We start from the raw sequence: 17,588 nt of genomic DNA on the forward strand, positions 1-17,588 counted from the left end.
TTATTAAATTGTCTATTTTATAGGTTATAGTTCAGTCGCTATCCTTTTTTATTTTATAATTTATTTACCATTTTTACGAGAACGAACTGAAGCGGGACTCTTGCCCAGAGCAGCGGCTTAGGAACTTCAATATTGCCAAGCGGCAATGCTTTTCGGGCCATGTAAACATTAGCCGGAAGAACAAGCATCAGGAAGCTGTTGATGACATTCTTTAAAAAATTGCCCGGCCGTTTAATTAACAAGAGGAAACTGATAATCAGTTCTGCCACTCCGCTTGCTTTAACGATAAAGTTTTTAAACGGCAAATAATGCGGAACGATATTGGTAAAACCTTCTGTCCTTGTGAAGTGCGCGACACCTGCAACACCGAAAACAGCTGCGAGTATATATCTCATAATAGTTTTCATTTTCTTCCTCTCTCCTTATAGAATTGATATTTATATTTACCCTGACCAGAGGCCGGATAACTTAAAAGATCAGATTCCTGAAATCATTTTAATAATATTAATAAGAAGAATACAAGCAATTATAAATATTACGGCTGCAGATATTTTATTAATATAGACAATAATTTTACCATTATTATCTATACTGCCGAGAATTCTGCCGAAGAATACGAGAATCACAAAAGCAATCCATGAAACTGCGATGCAGGATAAGGTGAATACCAGTAAATCGCTGCCTGTATAAGCTGTGGAATTTGTTCCGATAATGCCAACTGTATCCAGTATTGCATGAGGATTGAGCAATGATACTGATAAAGCAAAACCAATTTGTTTAAAAGGGTTGAGCTTGGCGGGTGCGTGAGCAGTCTCGGGTTTTACAAACCATAACGTTATTGCCATATAAGTGAGAAAACAAAATCCGATAATATACATAGCGAGCTGCAGTGTCGGAATGGACAGGATAATTAAGGAGACACCGGCTACAGAGAGTATAATCAATAGTGTATCACTGAGTCCTGCAGTAATTATGGCCGGCAGAGTATGAATAAATTTTTTATGGTTGGCTCCCTGGTTAATTAAAAACACATTTTGAGCGCCGGGAGGAAGAATTAATCCTGCCGATAAAACGAATCCGTGCAAAAAAGCGAGAAACATAGTAAAGCTCCTGACTGATGAAATAAGTAAATTAAGATTAATATAATAACAGTTAAGATACAATAGAAAATTTTTAAAATAGTTTGTAAATTATGGAAGCGTTTTCTATAATAGTTATAAATACGTCATAATAAAGACAAATGGGGATGGATGATGTTTAGAACTGTATTTTTAGAAACGTTTAAAAAATTATATCGTAATAAAAAGAACAGACTGTTATTTCTGCTGGCATTTATCGGCATAATATTATACTCATTTTTATATTTGCCGACGGTGAATAACCCGTTGACAATTGATGCAGATGAGCTGGCCCTTGAAACTGAATCAGCATACGGCATGAAAGAAAGCAGACTTGCTGAGGGTGATATTGCTGTAAACAGCTTTACAGGAGTCGATACATATAGTCTCGCTAAATATGATTACGAGAATAATTTTATGTTTTATGATGCGTTGCAAAAAGGTGATATTTCACGTCTTTTCGAGTTGAAAAGTACCGACTATGTTCCTATGTTTACGGTCGATGCACTGAATGATTATTTGGAGCGGAAACACGACGGCCAGTTTTTAGATATGGATTTTGAAAGGGCGGTAATTAATAATAATTTGTTTGCGCTGTCTGAGATAGACCACCCGACAACACATGAATTTAACGGTAAAACAGGAATACAGCAGTTGTATTCCTTCTTCTTAAATTACGGTCCTTTAATTTTATTATTTATAACTATTTTTGTAGCGAGTGAAGTACTGGTTGATGACCGGAAGCACCATACTTTAAAAGCTGGCCAGCCGCTCGGATGGAGAAAGTACATATTTTATCAGTCTGTGTCGGTATTTATCTTTATCGCAACTGGTATCGCTTTTTTCCTGATGTTCTTCTTCCTGCTTATATCACTGCTCTACGGTTTTGGTGATATGTCTCTGTTAACTACCCATTACGCTTACACTGAAGGATACAGAGCAGCCGAAGAGAATTTCTTTACCGCGCCTGTCATTGACTTGATTTTGGAGTCGCTGATATTAACAGCAGTGCTTTTGTATCTTTTCATACGTTTAAATGCTGTACTTTCCCTGATATTCAGACATGACGTTATCGTGATGATTGCAGGCTTTGCAATTATCGCATTTAACCGTTTATACAGCGGCGGCGGTGAAGATCGTTTTCTCGGCCTTGGAGCTCATTTATTCCCGCAGAACTATTTTGAGTTTGGAAATATTTTAAGCGGCCGTCAGAACTTTTTAACCTTATCAAATAATTTCACCTTCGAGACGGGTATCATGGTGCTGCTTATAACAATTATTATTATCGAAATAATATTAGGGCTTCTTGCGGGCTGGATGACACGTCAGAAATTTGTCAGGCAGGTGGACTGAATGAAACTGTTCAAATGGGATTTCCTTAAAATTATAAGAGACTGGAAAGTAAGAATACTTTTAGTAGCGCTGTTTCTTTTTCTGGCAAGTTATTCGGCATTTTACCAGGACCGCGATCTTGCACTTCCTTTGGAAGAATTGCGGAGCGAATACGAAGATACACAGCAGATTTTCAATGCGATTCCGGAAGACCACTTTGAATCGGCTCGGGGACAAGAAATCTATGATAAACTTGCCCGCCAGCAAAGCATAGTTGGTATGCAGCGGTATATTTTAAGCGAACAGGAAGGCAATACAGTTTCCGGACTCGAGAGTGTGGTCAGCGATTACGTCGATCAGGGCCTTGAGCTTGCGGAAAACCGTTTGTTCTTTTATGAAGCGGATGACTTTGAATCGCAGGAACTGCTGCTCTCCTTTATGCCAAGCCGGGAAGAAATTGAGAATGATTTAAAATTTTTAACATATTTGAAAGAGAATAATGTTGATATTGATTGGAATCCGTTATCACCGTCACTTGTTTTGTTTAATCTGATTAACATTGTTGCAGGCGTATTTATATTTATTATTGCAGCGGTATTCGGGGCTGACCGCTTCAGCCGGGATCAGGAATTTAACTGGAGTATTTCCCAGGGAATACCTTATTCCTTTGCCTATCAATGGAGGCAAAGGACATTTATCAGCTGGGGATTGATATGGATTATTACCTTGAGCGGCATCTTCGTCTCATATTTACTCAGTACATTTTATACAGACAGTGGAACACTGAAATATCCAGTGCCGCTGTATGCAGGTGAAGAAACCGTATATATCAGTATAATGCAGTATGTTTTAATCACAGTCTTTATGACGATGGCCCTGAGTTACATCATCGTTAAGTTTTCAACCGGGCTGTCCTTTGTATTCAGGAATATTTACCTGACAATTACCATCGCAGTTGCCGTGTTTTATCTGCCTTATGTCATTGCTCTGACGGGATCTGCTGCGGTCTGGAATCCTCTATTGTACCTGCAGATAATACCGGTGCTGGAAGGGTCATGGGAGTCATTAAATAATGTAACAATTACGAAACTGCTTATCAGTATTGCGGTATTATATATAATCGTTGAAGTCGTGTTTCACTTTGTTTTTAAATTGATACCGACCCGTACAGGAAAGCTTGAAAGGAGGAAGAACTAATGTCATTGGAAGTCAAGAATTTAACGATAAATTACGGAACTAAGACGGTGCTGAAGAATGTTAATTTTAATATTCCGGATAATACAATTATCGGTCTGGTTGCGCCGAACGGCACGGGGAAAACAACTTTATTTAATGCAATTATACGTTTCATTCCGATTAATACGGGAGAAATTTTGATCGATGATATTGTGTATAAAAATACGACAAAAGATGTTAAAGCGCTGCACAGTAAAATTACATTCTTCCCGGATCAGGCTGAACTCTATGAAGATTTTTCTGGTGTTGAACATATTGAGATGTACAGAGATATATGGGATCCAGACAGCAGCAATATAGAAGAGGTAATAGAACGGCTGAATATGGAAGGCTATGTCAAAAATAAAGTAAAAACTTATTCTCTCGGGATGAGGCAGAGGCTCTGTTTTGCGATGATGATTGCCGCAGATACTAAGATTATGTTTATGGACGAAATCATGAACGGGCTGGACCCGGTGAATGTAGAGCTGGTCAGTTCGGTGCTTCAGGAAATAAAAGAAGATGGAAAAATTATTATTGTCGCATCTCATCTGCTGGAAAATCTTGATGATTACGCGGACCAGATTTATTTTTTAAATGAACAGAGAATTTATTACACATATGTCCGCAGTGAATCACACAGAGAGTACGTTAAAGGTTATATTTCAGAAGATAAATTAAAGTTTCTCAGTCCGCTTAGAGAAGGCACGCTGTATCTGGACGGAGATCGTATATGTATCCCCGCTGACGATCTACCAGAAGAAGAAGTATTCAAAATGATGAGCACTTTGAAAAAACACAGTTCAGCAGAAGTATCACTGGGAGCGTTAGGTACGCATGAACATTATTTGCGTATTTATAAAGGGGAGAGAAAATATGAAACGGTTTAGCGTTTTATTTTTCTTTGTACTGTTTTTGATGGGGTGTAGTTTTAACGGTCTTATGAGTGAGTCGTATAATGGTGAAAAGGTGCAGACTGATGAGGAAGCTGCTGAATTATTTGAAGATGAAAATCTTTTAATAAAGGATGGTTTGGAATCCCGTTATGCTTTTTTGAATAGCAATACTGTCTTTGAAGGCATCACAGAAGGCGGGGTGGAAAAAACATTGTCTCCTGGTTCATACATGACCGGCAAAGATATAGAACCGGGCCGTTACAAGGCGGCAACAGATTCAGCCTCTGCAATCGTTGTGTATGATGACCAGGGGGACAGAGTATTGGAAACAGCCTTAAATTATTACAGTACAGAAGCCGTGCTGGAACTGCAGGAAGGTTACCGTGTCGATTACATCACCAGACAGGGTGAGATTACTCTCATGCCGTTCGCCGAAGGATATGACACTGTGCTTCCTGCAGGCATCCATACAGTTGGAACACATCTTGAAGCAGGCGGTTACACCCTTTTAACAAAAGAATTGCCTGTCAGACGAGAGAACTTTGAAGATAATATTTATTTCAATGCAGCGGGGATGAATTCGATGAGTTTATCCAACCCGGATAACGAGATAGACAGAGAATCGGGGATTCCCGTCACGCTGTATAAAGGGGATACAATAATTACAGAACATCCGCTCGTACTGGAAAAGCACTAGCGATAGATCTTTTACTATGCGATACTTAGTCACAAGAATTAATAAAAAAATTGGAGTTGGAAATATGTCTGCTGATAATCAGACGAGAACAGAATTAGATAATACGATGTCGAAACGTTTCATATGGGCAATAGCTTACGGGTCGTCAATCGGCTGGGGTGCATTTATTTTACCGGGAGACTGGCTGATTTCATCAGGTACACTCGGGGCTTCACTCGGAATTACTATCGGCGGTATACTGATGCTGATTATTGCGGTAGGCTACGGTGCATTAACAGCCAAGTTTCCCGTCTCCGGCGGAGAGTTCGCATTTACATACGCGGGATTCGGTAAATTCAGCGCCTTTATCGCCTCATGGTTTTTAGTATTGGGTTATATATGTGTAGTTGCTCTGAATGCGAGTGCGTTTAGTCTGCTGTTTAAATTTGTACTCCCGGATTTTCTCGAGATTGGTTACTTATACACCATCGCAGGATGGGATGTTTACATTATGGAAGTCATCCTGTCGTCAGCAGTACTCATAGTATTCGCGTTTATCAGTATGAAAGGTTCTGGTCTTTCCGGGAATCTGCAGTTTATATTCTGTTTGTTCATGGCCTTTGTTGTAGCAGGGTTAATGTTCGCGTCATTTTTCACCGGAGAATTTTCATTTCAAAATGCACAGCCGCTCTTTAATAATGAAGCGGGAGTATGGACTTCGATTATCTTAATCGTGGCAATAGCGCCCTGGATGTATGTAGGATTTGATAATATTCCTCAGGCAGCTGAAGAATTTAAATTCAGTGCTGACAAAACATTTAAATTAATTGTATTTGGGATTGTCGCGTCTATTTTAACCTATGTTGCAATGATTTTAGTAACATCATGGATCTATCCTGACCAGAACTCAATGGACGGGGCGGTCTGGGTAACAGGTTCTGTTATACAGTCGTCTATGGGCACTGTTGGAATGGTATTTCTCGCATTTTCAATATCATTCGGTATTTTTACGGGGCTTAACGGGTTTTATATGTCATCTTCCAGACTGATTTTCGCGATGGGGCGTGCAAACTTTGTACCGGCAGTTTTTGCCAGAGTGCATAAGAAAAATAAAACACCGCATTATGCAGTCTTATTCGTGCTGGCAGTGTGTTTGATTGCTCCCTGGCTCGGGAGAACTGCTTTAAGTTGGATTGTTGATATGTCGTCAGTGGGTGTATCAGTAGCGTTTCTGGCGACGAGTGCAGTGACTGTTAAATTCTTTGCAAGAGCTGAACATAAAAATATTGTTTATGTAATATTTGGTGTACTCGGTGTAATCATTTCACTAGTATTCCTGATACTGCTATTATTCCCGGGTTCGCCGGCAGCCTTAACAGCACCATCTTACTATGCTTTACTTTGCTGGATTATACTCGGTGCGGTCTTCCTCCTGTTAAAATATAAAACATTAAAATCGATGTCGAAAGAAGAGCTGGACTTTATGATTTTAAACAAGACGAGAGAAGCAGCGATGAATGAAACAAAAAAAGAAGGGTAAAGAATAATATAATATATTATTCGGAGATGATACTATGCTGAAATTAAAACGTGTCTACGATGACGTTTCACAACAGGACGGCAAGCGGATTCTGGTAGACGGTGTTTGGCCGCGCGGCATTAAAAAAGAAGATTTGGAACATGATGAGTGGTATAAAGAAATCGCACCTTCGTCGGATTTAAGAAAGTGGTTTGATCACGATCCTGATAAGTGGGAAGAATTTAAAAAGAAATATAAAAAAGAATTAAAAGAACAAAAAGATCTGGTAGATCAAATTAAAAAGGACTCAGACGGCCACAATGTCACACTGTTATACGCAGCTAAAGACGAAGAGCACAATCAGGCAGTGGTGATAAAAGAATATATCGAAAACAAATAAAAGACGGCGGCTGCCGTCTTTTTTCTTAGATTTTTAACTTTCCTCTAAAACCGCGTGCTCCGTAATAAGAATCGGCTCCATTATGGTAAAGGAAGACGGTGTTGTAACGTTTATCACAGAATAAAGCTCCTCCGAGATTTCTAATCTCATCAGGAGTCTTAACCCAGCTTGAAGACTTCAGGTCAAAGTCGCCGAACTGCTGCAGGAGTCTGTAATCTTCTTCAGTGAGTAAATCGATGCCAATTTCTTTTGCTAAATCCACAGCCGAGTTATCAGGCTTATATTTCTTTCTCGCTTCAAGGGCAGCTCTATCATAACAAACGCTGCGCCGTCCTTTCGGGCTTTCTTTTGAACAGTCTGCAAAATAAAGCGTGCCGTCAAAATCGATAACGTCAGGTTCACCTTCTGTGACTTCCATATTGTAAAGTGCAGTGAGCTGTGTATCATTCAGTTTATCAGCGATATTCTGAAATGAGATATTTTCGTGGCGTTCCATATGAGTATTAAAACGGGATTCGAGAGTGTTCAGCAGTTCTTCCTGTTCTGATTGAGTAAGCTTATTCTTTAATGTCATTCAGCATCCTCCGTTTATCTTATTTAGTTAATAATACCATGGTAAACTATACTGATAAACATATTATACAGAACGGAGAAAGATGATGATAGTAACAACAGGCGGCCGTTATAATGAACATTCATTACAAAAAGCTAAGGATATCGCTATACGTTACAAGCTGAACTTTGTAATGCGTAAAAAGCGCTCTGTTAAAGAACTTCGGGAGCGTTACAATGACGATGTATTAGTCGTTGGAAGAGATGGAATCAGTATTACACCACTCACTGGAAACGAGTCGGTCAAGTACCATCCGAACTTTTCCATGGTCCGTGCTAAAAGATTATTGAAAAATGAACACGACGCCCTGGTCGAAGCGGCAGAACTTACAGCTGGTATGTCATTTTTAGACTGCACGATGGGACTCGGAGCAGATAGTGTTATCGCGAGTTTAACAGTCGGAAACTCTGGCAGAGTAACGGCACTGGAAGACAGTTTAATACTTTACCTGCTGACTAAAGAAGGACTGTCGTCATATGATGCGAATATTGGAGTTATCAGCGATGCAATGAAAAATGTTGAAGTGCTGCATGAAGACCACGAGACATATTTAAAAACCTTGGCAGATAACAGTTTTGATATTGTTTATTTTGATCCGATGTTCGAAGAAGAAATCAGTAATTCCGAGAGCTTAAGAGCAATCTCCGCAGTGACACAGTCCAAAACATTGTCAGAAACTGCGATAAATGAGGCAAAACGTGTGGCAGCCAAAACAGTTGTTTTGAAAGATCACTTCAGAAGCAGACGATTTGAACAATTCGGTTTCATCCAGCAAATCAGAAAGACGAGTAAAGTGCATTACGGAGTTATCAATACTGAGACTGAAGTTGACTCTTAGAAAATAATAATTTATGATGTAAGTAACTGAATAAGAAGTTTTCTAGGGTTCCGTTAAATTATTTAAGTCTGGACCGAGAGGAAACGCTGGAATTAATTCCAGTACACGGAAGGATAAAAGCCTGGGAGAGTAACGAAAGTTATTCTTCCGGGCTTTTTTATTCTTAATTCTTAAATTTAAGAAATAAAAAGGAGAAAAATTATGTGGTTATTAGTCATTATTGCAGCTATGTTTGAAATCGGCTGGGCAACAGGCTTGAAATATGCTGATACGTGGTTTGAATGGGGATTGACGGTTATTGCTGTCGTTGTCAGCTTTGGACTGCTCGTATACGTGTCGACGAAAATGCCGGCAAGCACAGTATACGCGGTCTTTGTCGGTATTGGGGCGGTCGGGACAGTGCTAGTAGATATTATCGTTTTCGGCGGAGCATTCAACATTGGCATTATTATATTTGTGGCACTGCTTGTATTTGGAGTTATCGGTCTGAAAACAGTGACAGATTATGAGGAGGATGTTAAATGAGCTGGTTGATATTAATATTAGCAGGATTCATGGAAGTAGCGGGCGTAACAGGTATGTCTTTAATCGGCCAGGGTAAAAAACTAAAAGGTTGGCTGATGCTGCTCATCGGATTTCCGATCAGTCTTGGCCTGCTTGGATTTGCTATGGAAACTATTCCTTTAGGTGTTGCTTATGCTGTATGGACTGGAATCGGAACAGTAGGAAGTGCATTAATCGGAATTATCTTTTATAAAGAATCTGCGAGTTATAAACGTGTTATGTACCTGTCGTTTATCATCATTGCAGTAATTGGTTTAAGGCTTGTGACAGGATAAAGAGTTCAGGTTTCACATGAAACACCAGAAGCAAACACAAAAAAATTCCGTATGCATTAACTCTGCATACGGAATTTTTTAGTCTTGTTTAAAGACGCTTGTACTATGTTTAGGTTGTAAGCGTGATTTTGGATCATAAAAAGATTTAGCGTATGAAATTGCTACCGGTGCTTCACCGAAGCCCGTCGCAATCAGTTTAACTTTACCTTCAAATGTCGTTATATCACCTGCAGCAAAGATGCCGGGTATGTTTGTTTCCATATGAGCATTAACTTTTATGGAGTTTTTCTCAAGCTCAAGACCCCATTCTTTTAATGGCCCGAGTGACGAAATATTACCGAAGTTAACAATCAGCTGGTCTGCTTTAATGACTTCTTCAGTACCGTCTTTTGCAGTCAGTACCAGCTCATCAATCTGTCCATTTTCACCTTTAATTTCAGTGACATTCAATGATGTCTTAACTTCTACAGGTGAATCCATGACCTGCTGCACACTCGTTTCATGTGCCGTAAAGCGGTTGCGACGGTGTACCAGTGTTACTGACTTAGCAAGTTCCTGCAGCATCAGTGCCCAGTCGAGAGCAGAGTCTCCCCCTCCGAGTACGACAACATCCTGGTCTCTGAATTTCTCAAGATCTCTAACGGCATACTGCAGTGAAGTTCCTTCGAAATCAGCTTCGTTATCGAGGCCGATTTTACGCGGCTGGAAAGCACCGACTCCTGCTGTAATTAAGATAGTTCTTGTAAGGTATTCACCTTGATCAGTTTTCAAAACAAAGTGATCATCTTTGCGCTCGTATGACTGAACTGTTTCTCCAAGGTGAAGGTCAGGTTCTGCATACTGCGCCTGTGTCACGAGATTGGAAACTAAATCTTTAGCAAGGATTTTAGGGAAGCCGCCGACGTCATAAATATATTTATCCGGATATAATTCCGTTAATTGACCGCCTAGTTCAGGCAGACTATCTATCAGTCTGACAGACATCTGTCTCATGCCCGCATAAAAAGTAGAAAATAAGCCGGTAGGCCCGCCACCGATTATGGTTACATCTACAATTTCGTCTTTCATGAATATAACCCTCCAGTAATATACGAAAAATGTTTTTATATTTTCATTCCATTAAACATTATTGCACAAGGAGGGATGAAAATAAAAGTGTTTGGCATGCTGTAACGTCGATGTAACGCGTAATTCAGACTTTTGAATGACATTATGCGTTACGCGGATCACGCCAGAAAAATACTGTGATAAAGAATCCGATGACGAGAACGGCTGCACTGAAGTAGTACGGAAAATCCAAATTCATATCGAATAAGATACCGGCTATAACAGGACCAACAACGTTTGCAAGCGATGTGAAAAACGAGTTCATCCCCCCTGCAAATCCCTGGTTATTTCCGGCGATATGGGACAGGAAGGTTGTCACGGACGGACGTATCAAATCAAAACCTATAAAGATGATAAAGGCGACGGCCATAACCGACCAGTATGATTCTAAAAATGTAATTGCAAAGACAAGCACTGCGGTATATATAATCGATACTCTTATAATGTTCAACTCGCCGTAGCTGCGTGTGAGACGCTCGAATAAAAAGATTTGTGCAAAAGCGCCAATCATGGCGCCGCCTGTAATTGCGATTGCAATATCAGTCGGTGTAAATCCGAGTTTACGGTCGAAATACAGACTGAAGAAAGATTCAAAAGCTGCGAGTCCAAATGATGATATAAAAATAACGAGGAAGGCAATAAAAAATATCGGTGTAAATAGACGTTTGAAGTTACTTGTTGTAACTTCAGTTTTATCAGCTGCAACTTCTGTTATTTTTTTAGGTTCAGAGAGCATGAATATGGCTCCGAATGCTGCCAATAAACCAAGTGCTGCTGCGACGAAAAACGGCAGACGTGTACCAACTTCTGCCAGAACACCGCCGACACCGGGTCCGATAATAAATCCGAAATTAATTGCTGCGGTCATAAAACCTAGCGACCGGGCTCTGTTTTTATCAGTTGTCAGATCGACGATAAAGGCTGTTACAGCAGGCATAATACATGCACCGGCCAAACCGCCGAGCATCCGCGAAACAAATAGTACTTCAATCGATTGTCCGAGACCGAATAAGAGCTCGGAAAATGCAAAGATAAACAGCCCGAGAACGATAATAATTTTACGTCCGAACTTATCTGCGGCACGACCTGTAAATGGAGAGAAAATTAATTGCGTAAAAGCAAAAGCGGCGGTTAGATAACCGACACCTGCACCGCTGATATTCAATTCATTCATGATTGACGGGAGAACCGGGATGACAAGACTTATTCCTAGGAAAATCAGGAAAATACTGCTATATAATAAATAGAGTTGATATTTTTTCTTCATAAAATTGCACCTTCTTACATTTTTGCATATGCTAAGATATATATTACACTCGAAAATAGGAAAATAATAGTAAAAAATAGATAAATTGAGGTGGGAATTTTGACGGAGCATAATCATAATCATCACCACGATCATACACATGGAGCGAATAAAAAAGCACTGACAATAAGTTTAATATTAATTGCATCATTTATGATTGTTGAGGTCATCGGGGGAGTGCTGACAAATAGTCTTGCCCTGCTGTCTGATGCTGGTCATATGCTGAGCGATGCTATATCGCTGGCAGTGGCTCTTGCTGCATTTAAAATGGGTGAGAAAGCTGCTGATTCAGCAAGGACCTACGGCTATAGAAGATTTGAAATACTGGCAGCTGTTTTTAATGGTGTGACACTGATTGTTATTGCGGTGTTTATCATTATAGAAGCGGCCGGCCGTTTTATAAATCCGCCTGAAGTGGCAACCACGGGTATGCTGATTATTGCGGTTCTTGGACTTTTGGTAAATATCGTTGTTGCAAAAATATTAATGTCTGGAGATACACACGATAACTTAAATATGAAAGGTGCTCTGCTGCATGTTTTAGGAGATTTGCTCGGGTCAGTTGCGGCGATTGTTGCTGCTTTATCAATTATGTTTTTCGGCTGGGGAATTATGGACCCGCTGGCGAGTGTTATCGTCGCGGTATTAATTTCAATCAGCGGCTTTAGAATACTCCGTCAATCTTTGAATGTTCTTATGGAAGGTGTGCCGGAGACTGTAGACTTCAATCGTATTATCGAAAAAATTAATAATGTAGACGGGGTTGAAGACGCACATCACATTCACGTTTGGAGCATTACAAGCGGAATGAATGCGTTGAGTGTTCACATTGTAGTTAATGGTATGCTGAATGTTCATGAAACACAAAAGATTATTCAGCGTATTGAGGAACAGATGAAACATGAAAGCATCGAACATGTAACGGTTCAGGTGGAATGTAAGCACCATGATCATCATGATCAAATTTTGTGCAATTAGTTATAAAAGTATTCTGGAATTCAATTTTCAGAATACTTTTTGTTATTATAGATTTATGAACAATTATAAGGAGAGGATTTAATGAGGGCAATTCATACAAAATACTCACGAAACAGTAAAGGGCACTACGTACCGGGAATGATACATAACGATACTTTATACATTTCAGGGCAGTTATCATTGGACCTTGACACCGGGGAAATAGTCGAGGGCGGTATTGCTGCTGAAACTAAAAGAGCGCTTGAGAACATGGAAATGGTATTGAAAGAAGCAGATTTGACTAAAAAAGATATCGTAATGGTCAGGCTATACACATCTGACGTTGATAACTGGGATATTATTAACGAAGAATACAGCAATTATTTTGGAGACCACAAGCCTGCACGTGCAGTTGTTCCGACGAGAGAACTGCATTATGGATGTTTGATTGAGATTGAAGCCGTCGCAGCGATAAAATAATGAACTAAGGGGATGTAATGATGAATTATAAAGACATAGATACACCTGCATTGTTAATTGATGAAACTGTGCTTAATAAAAACCTGGAGTACATGGGTGATTATGCGAAAAAGCAAAATGTTCAGCTGCGCCCGCACACGAAAACGCATAAAATGCCGTATTTAGCAATGAAGCAAAGAGAGCACGGTGCAACAGGCATCACAGTTGCTAAAGTAGGGGAAGCGGAAATCATGGCTGTATATGGACTCAAGGATATTTTTATCGCCAATCAGATTGTTGGAAAACAAAAGCTGGAAAGAATTAAAAAACTGGCTGAACAGATAAATATTTCTTTCGGTGTGGACAGCGTTCACCATATCGAAGAAATTGACGAAGTATTTGAAGGTGCTGATAAAAAAGCCCAGGTACTGATTGAAATCGAAGTCGGCGAGGAGCGTTCCGGTATCATTGAGGAAATTGACTATAAATTATTGTTAAACAGTATACGTGCATCTAAAAACGTGGAATTGAAAGGAATATTCTCTCATGATGGTCATACATATAAGGCTGTCGACAAAGATGACTGTTATGACTTATTTATGACAGCAACAACCCGTACACTGCATTTTGCAAATATCGCGAGAGATATGGATTTTGATATTGAAACAGTCAGCATCGGTTCAACTCCTCCGTTTATGTTTGGTTTTGACATACCGGAAGGGGTGACTGAAATCAGACCGGGAACGTATATTTTAATGGATGGATCACAATCTAATGCGATTAATTCATATGATTATTCAGCAGCGAGCGTTTTGACTACTGTGATCAGTAAGCCGACACATGAACGTGTTATTACAGATGTCGGGGCTAAGGGACTGACAGCGCAGTCGCGCAGCAAAGGACTGACCGCGACAGAAGGGTTCGGTAAGATTAAAGAATATGACGGAGCTTATGTTCACGGTGTATTTGATGAACATGCAATTATTTACAATAGAGAATTCAGTGACAAAGTAAATATCGGCGATAAAGTCCGTATTATTCCGAACCATATATGTCCAGTTTCGAATTTATATCATAAAGCTTATCTCATCAATAATGATGAAATTGTTAAAGAAATAGATATTGCAGCTCAGGGAAAACTTCAATAAAACAAAAGCGTTCCGGTGATTTAAATCACCGGAACGCTTTTTTATTTTATATCTATACACCTCTAGGCTTATCTTCGTCAGCATAAGCTTCAAGTTCCTCTTGATATTCTTCAAGAGAGCTTTCCTTATAATTTTTCATGCGTTCTTTATTTGGAGTAATGGATAACCCTAAATACTTACGTTCATTGTTCGCGTCTTTATAAAAGGCAACCATCATCGCAATAACGACAAAGCTGAAAGGCAGCGCCGCGATAATTGCTGCAGATTGCAAGGCGTTTAATCCTGTTTCTCCGCCGGCAGCTAATAATGTAAAAGCTATGGCGGAAAGAGCGATGCCCCATGTAAGCTTAGTTTTTCCTGAAGGCGTCAAATCACCGTGTGATGTTTGCATGCCGAGAACGAATGTGGCAGAGTCTGCCGATGTGATAAAAAATGATGATACTAATAAAATAGCAAGCATCGATAAGATTGTTCCCATCGGTAATTCATTAAATATAGCAAATAATTGTACTTCAGTCGCCATATTGAATATTTCATTATTTGCAAGACCTGTTGAAATACCTGTAATACCGAATACACTGAACCAGATAATACCAATAACAGTCGGTACGAGGAGAACCGCTATGATGAATTCTCTGATTGTACGTCCTTTAGAAACGCGGGCGATGAAGATACCGACAAATGGACTCCAGCTCATCCACCAGCCCCAGTAGTAAATTGTCCATGAACTCAGCCACTCAGTTTTTTGTGCATTTAGTGGCGCAACGTCAAAGCTATTGTATAAGAATGAGCTTAAATAGCCGCCTGTGCCTGTCGTCATTACATTTAAGATAAGCATTGTCGGTCCGACAACAAGAATAATGACAAACAGCAGACCTGCAAGAATCATATTCAGATTACTTAAGTATTGAATTCCTTTACTGAGTCCGCTCCAGGCACTGATTAAGAACAGAACTGTGACCACGGATATAATGATACCCTGTGTCAAAAGACTTACAGGTACATCGAATAAGTAATTTAATCCACCGTTAATCTGCATTGCACCGATACCGAGAGATACCGCAACACCGATAACAGTTGCAAAAACAGCGAGAACATCAACAACAACCCCGAGCCAGCCGTCTACGAGATCGCCGAATAAAGGACGCAGCGTTTTTGAAAGTAATCCAACTTCTCCTTTTCTGAAGCTCGAGTATGCAAGAGCTAAGGCAACAATGCCGTATATAGCCCATGCGTGAATACCGTAGTGCAGGAAGGTTGAGCGCATAGATTCAGCCAACGCTTCTGTTGTTCCGGGATCTGCGGTTGGCGGTGACATAAAGTGAGCCATCGGCTCTCCGGCACCATAGAATACCAGACCGATTCCCATACCGGCACTGAACAGCATAGTAATCCAGGAAAGGGTATTGAACTCCGGAGTATCATCAGGCTGTCCTAATTTAAGTTTTCCAATAGGGCTGAAAACGAGAAATACAGAGAAGAATACGATTACTGTGACGAGTATCATATAATACCAGCCGAAGTAGGTAGTAACCCATCCTGAAATGGAACCTGAAATTTCACCAAATTCATCGGGGAATATGGCCCCTATAACTACAAGCAATCCTACAATAATTGCTGCAAACACGAAAACATATGATATTTTTTTTGACTTCTCAGACGATGACGAATGATTTGTCATTACTTCACTCCTTATGATGATTTTTTACACAACGTCTAAATAATAACAATCTACACCCCGCAGTTCAACTGCATATAGAAATAAAAACGAAGAATCGCTAAAAGTACAATAAGAATTACTTATCGCGATACTTTATACATAACCAATTGAAACTTTAATAAACAAAAAGAGACAAATCCGTAAAGATTTTGTCTCTGTAATGTCTTACTGTTTTTCACTTAATAATTTTGCTGTTTCAAATAAGGTTTGAACCGCGCTCAGCATGCTGTCTTCGTTCACATCAAACATCTCATTATGATGTCCCGCTGCAAGATCTGTTCCAAATATGCAGTAAGAAGCCTGTCCGCCGCGTTCCTGTACGCGATTAATGAAAAACGTTGCGTCTTCACTGCCGCTCGGTTTGTTTTCTTCAAGTTTTGTGACCAGTTTCACACTATCTGCTGCATCCACCAGAACTTGTGCGAGTTCTGTCGAACCGGCAGCACTTCTACCTTCCCCGACAGTCTCTATATGATAATCTACCTGAAACATTTGAGCAGCGCCCTGGATTACAGACCGTGCATACTGTTTCATATATTCATTTAATTCGCTTGTTGTGCCCCTCGTCTCAATTTTAAGACTGGCACTGTCTGCAATGACATTGCGTCCGCTTCCGGCATGCAGTTCACCAACATTAATACGTGTAGCACCTCCCGAGTGACGGGGGATAGCGTTTAAGTTAATAACGGCATTGGCAGCAGCCAGCATGGCATTTTTGCCTTCTTCAGGCTGTCCGCCTGCATGAGAGGACACGCCTTTAAAGGATACATCAATTTTAGTAGTGGCAAGAAAACCGTTATTTGATCCTAAGAAATGATTGAACGGAACCCCGGTACCTATATGCGAAGCGATAAAGTAATCAGTATTATCGACAACCCCCGCTTCAACCATTGAGCGTGCGCCGCGCGTTCCTTCTTCAGCCGGCTGGAAGATAAGTTTTATCCTGCCTTTTAAATCATCTTTATTGTCCATTAAAAGTGTTGCGAGCCCGAGCCCGATGGAAGTGTGGACATCGTGGCCGCATGCATGCATTTCATTATTTATTGAACGGAAATCTTCCTGAAGAGGAAAATGGCTGATGTCTTCCGATTCGTAAATTGGAAGAGCATCCATATCGACACGAAAAGCAATCTCCGGACCTGGAACTCCTGTATCCAGTGTTGCGACAATACCTGTATAGCCTTCTGCTACCTGATCCAGGTACTTTGAAACAGCACCGTTTTCTTTTGCCCATACATAATGTCTGGATGTTTCTTCCTGATCGGGTTTGCCCATTGTAAAGTCAGGATGCATTACCTCCCGTCCGATTTTTAAATCGTATCCGAGTCTCTCTAAAGTATCTGCGACGATTGTAGATGTACGCATTTCAAGAAAGCCGAGCTCGGGATGCCGATGGAAGTCCCTCCGCCAATTTATAAGCTTTGTGTGTAATGACACTGTGAATC

The 17,588-nt window shown here is 40.2% G+C and carries 19 protein-coding genes and 1 riboswitch; of the genes, 12 read left to right on the forward strand and 7 right to left on the reverse strand.

The genetic code is table 11. The features are described from left to right. Nucleotides 1-53: 53 nt before the first annotated feature. Together MHH58_RS01200 and MHH58_RS01205 are read right to left on the reverse strand one after the other, a co-directional pair. The gene (locus tag MHH58_RS01200) at nucleotides 54-407 is read right to left on the reverse strand and encodes a DoxX family protein (RefSeq protein ID WP_135097749.1); all 354 of its coding nucleotides are present in this window, start codon (nucleotides 405-407) and stop codon (nucleotides 54-56) included. A gap of 69 nt (nucleotides 408-476) precedes the next feature. Continuing rightward, the gene (locus MHH58_RS01205; protein ID WP_135097752.1) at nucleotides 477-1,100 is read right to left on the reverse strand and encodes a LysE/ArgO family amino acid transporter; all 624 of its coding nucleotides are present in this window, start codon (nucleotides 1,098-1,100) and stop codon (nucleotides 477-479) included. Nucleotides 1,101-1,250: 150 nt separating this feature from the next. On the opposite strand from MHH58_RS01205, the gene MHH58_RS01210 reads away from it, so the two are divergent. From MHH58_RS01210 to MHH58_RS01235, 6 genes are all read left to right on the forward strand, one after another. Further along, nucleotides 1,251-2,471: a hypothetical protein gene (locus tag MHH58_RS01210; RefSeq protein WP_341344800.1), complete on the forward strand. Its 1,221-nt coding sequence runs from the start codon at nucleotides 1,251-1,253 to the stop codon at nucleotides 2,469-2,471. Next, nucleotides 2,472-3,647 (forward strand): hypothetical protein, encoded by a 1,176-nt coding sequence (locus MHH58_RS01215; RefSeq protein ID WP_341344801.1) that lies wholly within the window; start codon nucleotides 2,472-2,474, stop codon nucleotides 3,645-3,647. Further along, the gene (locus tag MHH58_RS01220; RefSeq protein WP_341344802.1) at nucleotides 3,647-4,555 is read left to right on the forward strand and encodes an ABC transporter ATP-binding protein; all 909 of its coding nucleotides are present in this window, start codon (nucleotides 3,647-3,649) and stop codon (nucleotides 4,553-4,555) included. Before MHH58_RS01215 ends, MHH58_RS01220 begins: the two co-directional genes overlap by 1 nt. Then, entirely contained in the window at nucleotides 4,542-5,258 is a 717-nt protein-coding gene (locus MHH58_RS01225; RefSeq protein ID WP_341344803.1) for a hypothetical protein, read from the forward strand. The genes MHH58_RS01220 and MHH58_RS01225 overlap by 14 nt, the downstream gene beginning before the upstream one ends. A 64-nt stretch (nucleotides 5,259-5,322) precedes the next feature. Then, nucleotides 5,323-6,777 (forward strand): APC family permease, encoded by a 1,455-nt coding sequence (locus MHH58_RS01230; protein ID WP_341344804.1) that lies wholly within the window; start codon nucleotides 5,323-5,325, stop codon nucleotides 6,775-6,777. Between the two features lie 34 nt (nucleotides 6,778-6,811). Further along, complete coding sequence (locus MHH58_RS01235; protein ID WP_341344805.1) at nucleotides 6,812-7,156, forward strand: DUF488 domain-containing protein; 345 nt, start codon at nucleotides 6,812-6,814, stop codon at nucleotides 7,154-7,156. A gap of 25 nt (nucleotides 7,157-7,181) precedes the next feature. Here the strand turns inward: MHH58_RS01235 and MHH58_RS01240 are convergent, their stop codons facing one another. Beyond that, the gene (locus MHH58_RS01240; RefSeq protein WP_341344806.1) at nucleotides 7,182-7,730 is read right to left on the reverse strand and encodes a DUF4256 domain-containing protein; all 549 of its coding nucleotides are present in this window, start codon (nucleotides 7,728-7,730) and stop codon (nucleotides 7,182-7,184) included. An 82-nt stretch (nucleotides 7,731-7,812) separates the two neighbouring features. On the opposite strand from MHH58_RS01240, the gene MHH58_RS01245 reads away from it, so the two are divergent. The 3 genes from MHH58_RS01245 (at nucleotide 7,813) to MHH58_RS01255 (ending at nucleotide 9,446) form a co-directional block, all read left to right on the forward strand. Then, nucleotides 7,813-8,607, forward strand: coding sequence for a class I SAM-dependent methyltransferase (locus MHH58_RS01245; RefSeq protein ID WP_341344807.1), 795 nt, complete (start codon nucleotides 7,813-7,815; stop codon nucleotides 8,605-8,607). Between the two features lie 31 nt (nucleotides 8,608-8,638). Continuing rightward, a riboswitch (guanidine-I (ykkC/yxkD leader) is annotated at nucleotides 8,639-8,737 on the forward strand. 71 nt (nucleotides 8,738-8,808) lie between these two features. Continuing rightward, on the forward strand, nucleotides 8,809-9,132 hold the full coding sequence (locus tag MHH58_RS01250; RefSeq protein WP_135097770.1) for a DMT family transporter: 324 nt from the start codon (nucleotides 8,809-8,811) through the stop codon (nucleotides 9,130-9,132). Then, nucleotides 9,129-9,446, forward strand: coding sequence for a DMT family transporter (locus tag MHH58_RS01255; protein ID WP_115884900.1), 318 nt, complete (start codon nucleotides 9,129-9,131; stop codon nucleotides 9,444-9,446). The genes MHH58_RS01250 and MHH58_RS01255 overlap by 4 nt, the downstream gene beginning before the upstream one ends. 78 nt (nucleotides 9,447-9,524) lie before the next feature. Here the strand turns inward: MHH58_RS01255 and MHH58_RS01260 are convergent, their stop codons facing one another. Then, the gene (locus MHH58_RS01260) at nucleotides 9,525-10,514 is read right to left on the reverse strand and encodes an NAD(P)/FAD-dependent oxidoreductase (protein ID WP_341344808.1); all 990 of its coding nucleotides are present in this window, start codon (nucleotides 10,512-10,514) and stop codon (nucleotides 9,525-9,527) included. Between the two features lie 142 nt (nucleotides 10,515-10,656). Next, a complete protein-coding gene (locus MHH58_RS01265; protein WP_318272293.1) occupies nucleotides 10,657-11,961 on the reverse strand; it encodes an MFS transporter in 1,305 nt (434 codons plus the stop codon). Between MHH58_RS01265 and MHH58_RS01270 the strand changes: the two genes are divergently transcribed. The 3 genes from MHH58_RS01270 (at nucleotide 11,920) to MHH58_RS01280 (ending at nucleotide 14,423) form a co-directional block, all read left to right on the forward strand. Further along, entirely contained in the window at nucleotides 11,920-12,837 is a 918-nt protein-coding gene (locus tag MHH58_RS01270) for a cation diffusion facilitator family transporter (RefSeq protein ID WP_341344809.1), read from the forward strand. The two genes, MHH58_RS01265 and MHH58_RS01270, sit on opposite strands and share 42 nt — an antisense overlap. Nucleotides 12,838-12,918: 81 nt before the next feature. Then, the gene (locus MHH58_RS01275) at nucleotides 12,919-13,296 is read left to right on the forward strand and encodes a RidA family protein (RefSeq protein ID WP_135097779.1); all 378 of its coding nucleotides are present in this window, start codon (nucleotides 12,919-12,921) and stop codon (nucleotides 13,294-13,296) included. A 20-nt stretch (nucleotides 13,297-13,316) separates the two neighbouring features. Further along, nucleotides 13,317-14,423 (forward strand): alanine racemase, encoded by a 1,107-nt coding sequence (locus MHH58_RS01280; RefSeq protein WP_135097782.1) that lies wholly within the window; start codon nucleotides 13,317-13,319, stop codon nucleotides 14,421-14,423. Between the two features lie 52 nt (nucleotides 14,424-14,475). Here MHH58_RS01280 and MHH58_RS01285 read toward each other — a convergent pair whose 3' ends face one another. Continuing rightward, nucleotides 14,476-16,104 (reverse strand): BCCT family transporter, encoded by a 1,629-nt coding sequence (locus MHH58_RS01285; protein ID WP_135097784.1) that lies wholly within the window; start codon nucleotides 16,102-16,104, stop codon nucleotides 14,476-14,478. 204 nt (nucleotides 16,105-16,308) lie between these two features. Continuing rightward, nucleotides 16,309-17,580 carry an amidohydrolase gene (locus tag MHH58_RS01290; RefSeq protein WP_341344810.1) on the reverse strand — a complete coding sequence of 424 codons (1,272 nt, stop codon included), beginning with the start codon at nucleotides 17,578-17,580 and terminating at the stop codon, nucleotides 16,309-16,311. Nucleotides 17,581-17,588: the final 8 nt, after the last annotated feature.

The sequence above is a fragment of the Jeotgalicoccus sp. FSL K6-3177 genome (genome assembly GCF_038050175.1).
Lineage (GTDB): Bacteria > Bacillota > Bacilli > Staphylococcales > Salinicoccaceae > Jeotgalicoccus > Jeotgalicoccus nanhaiensis.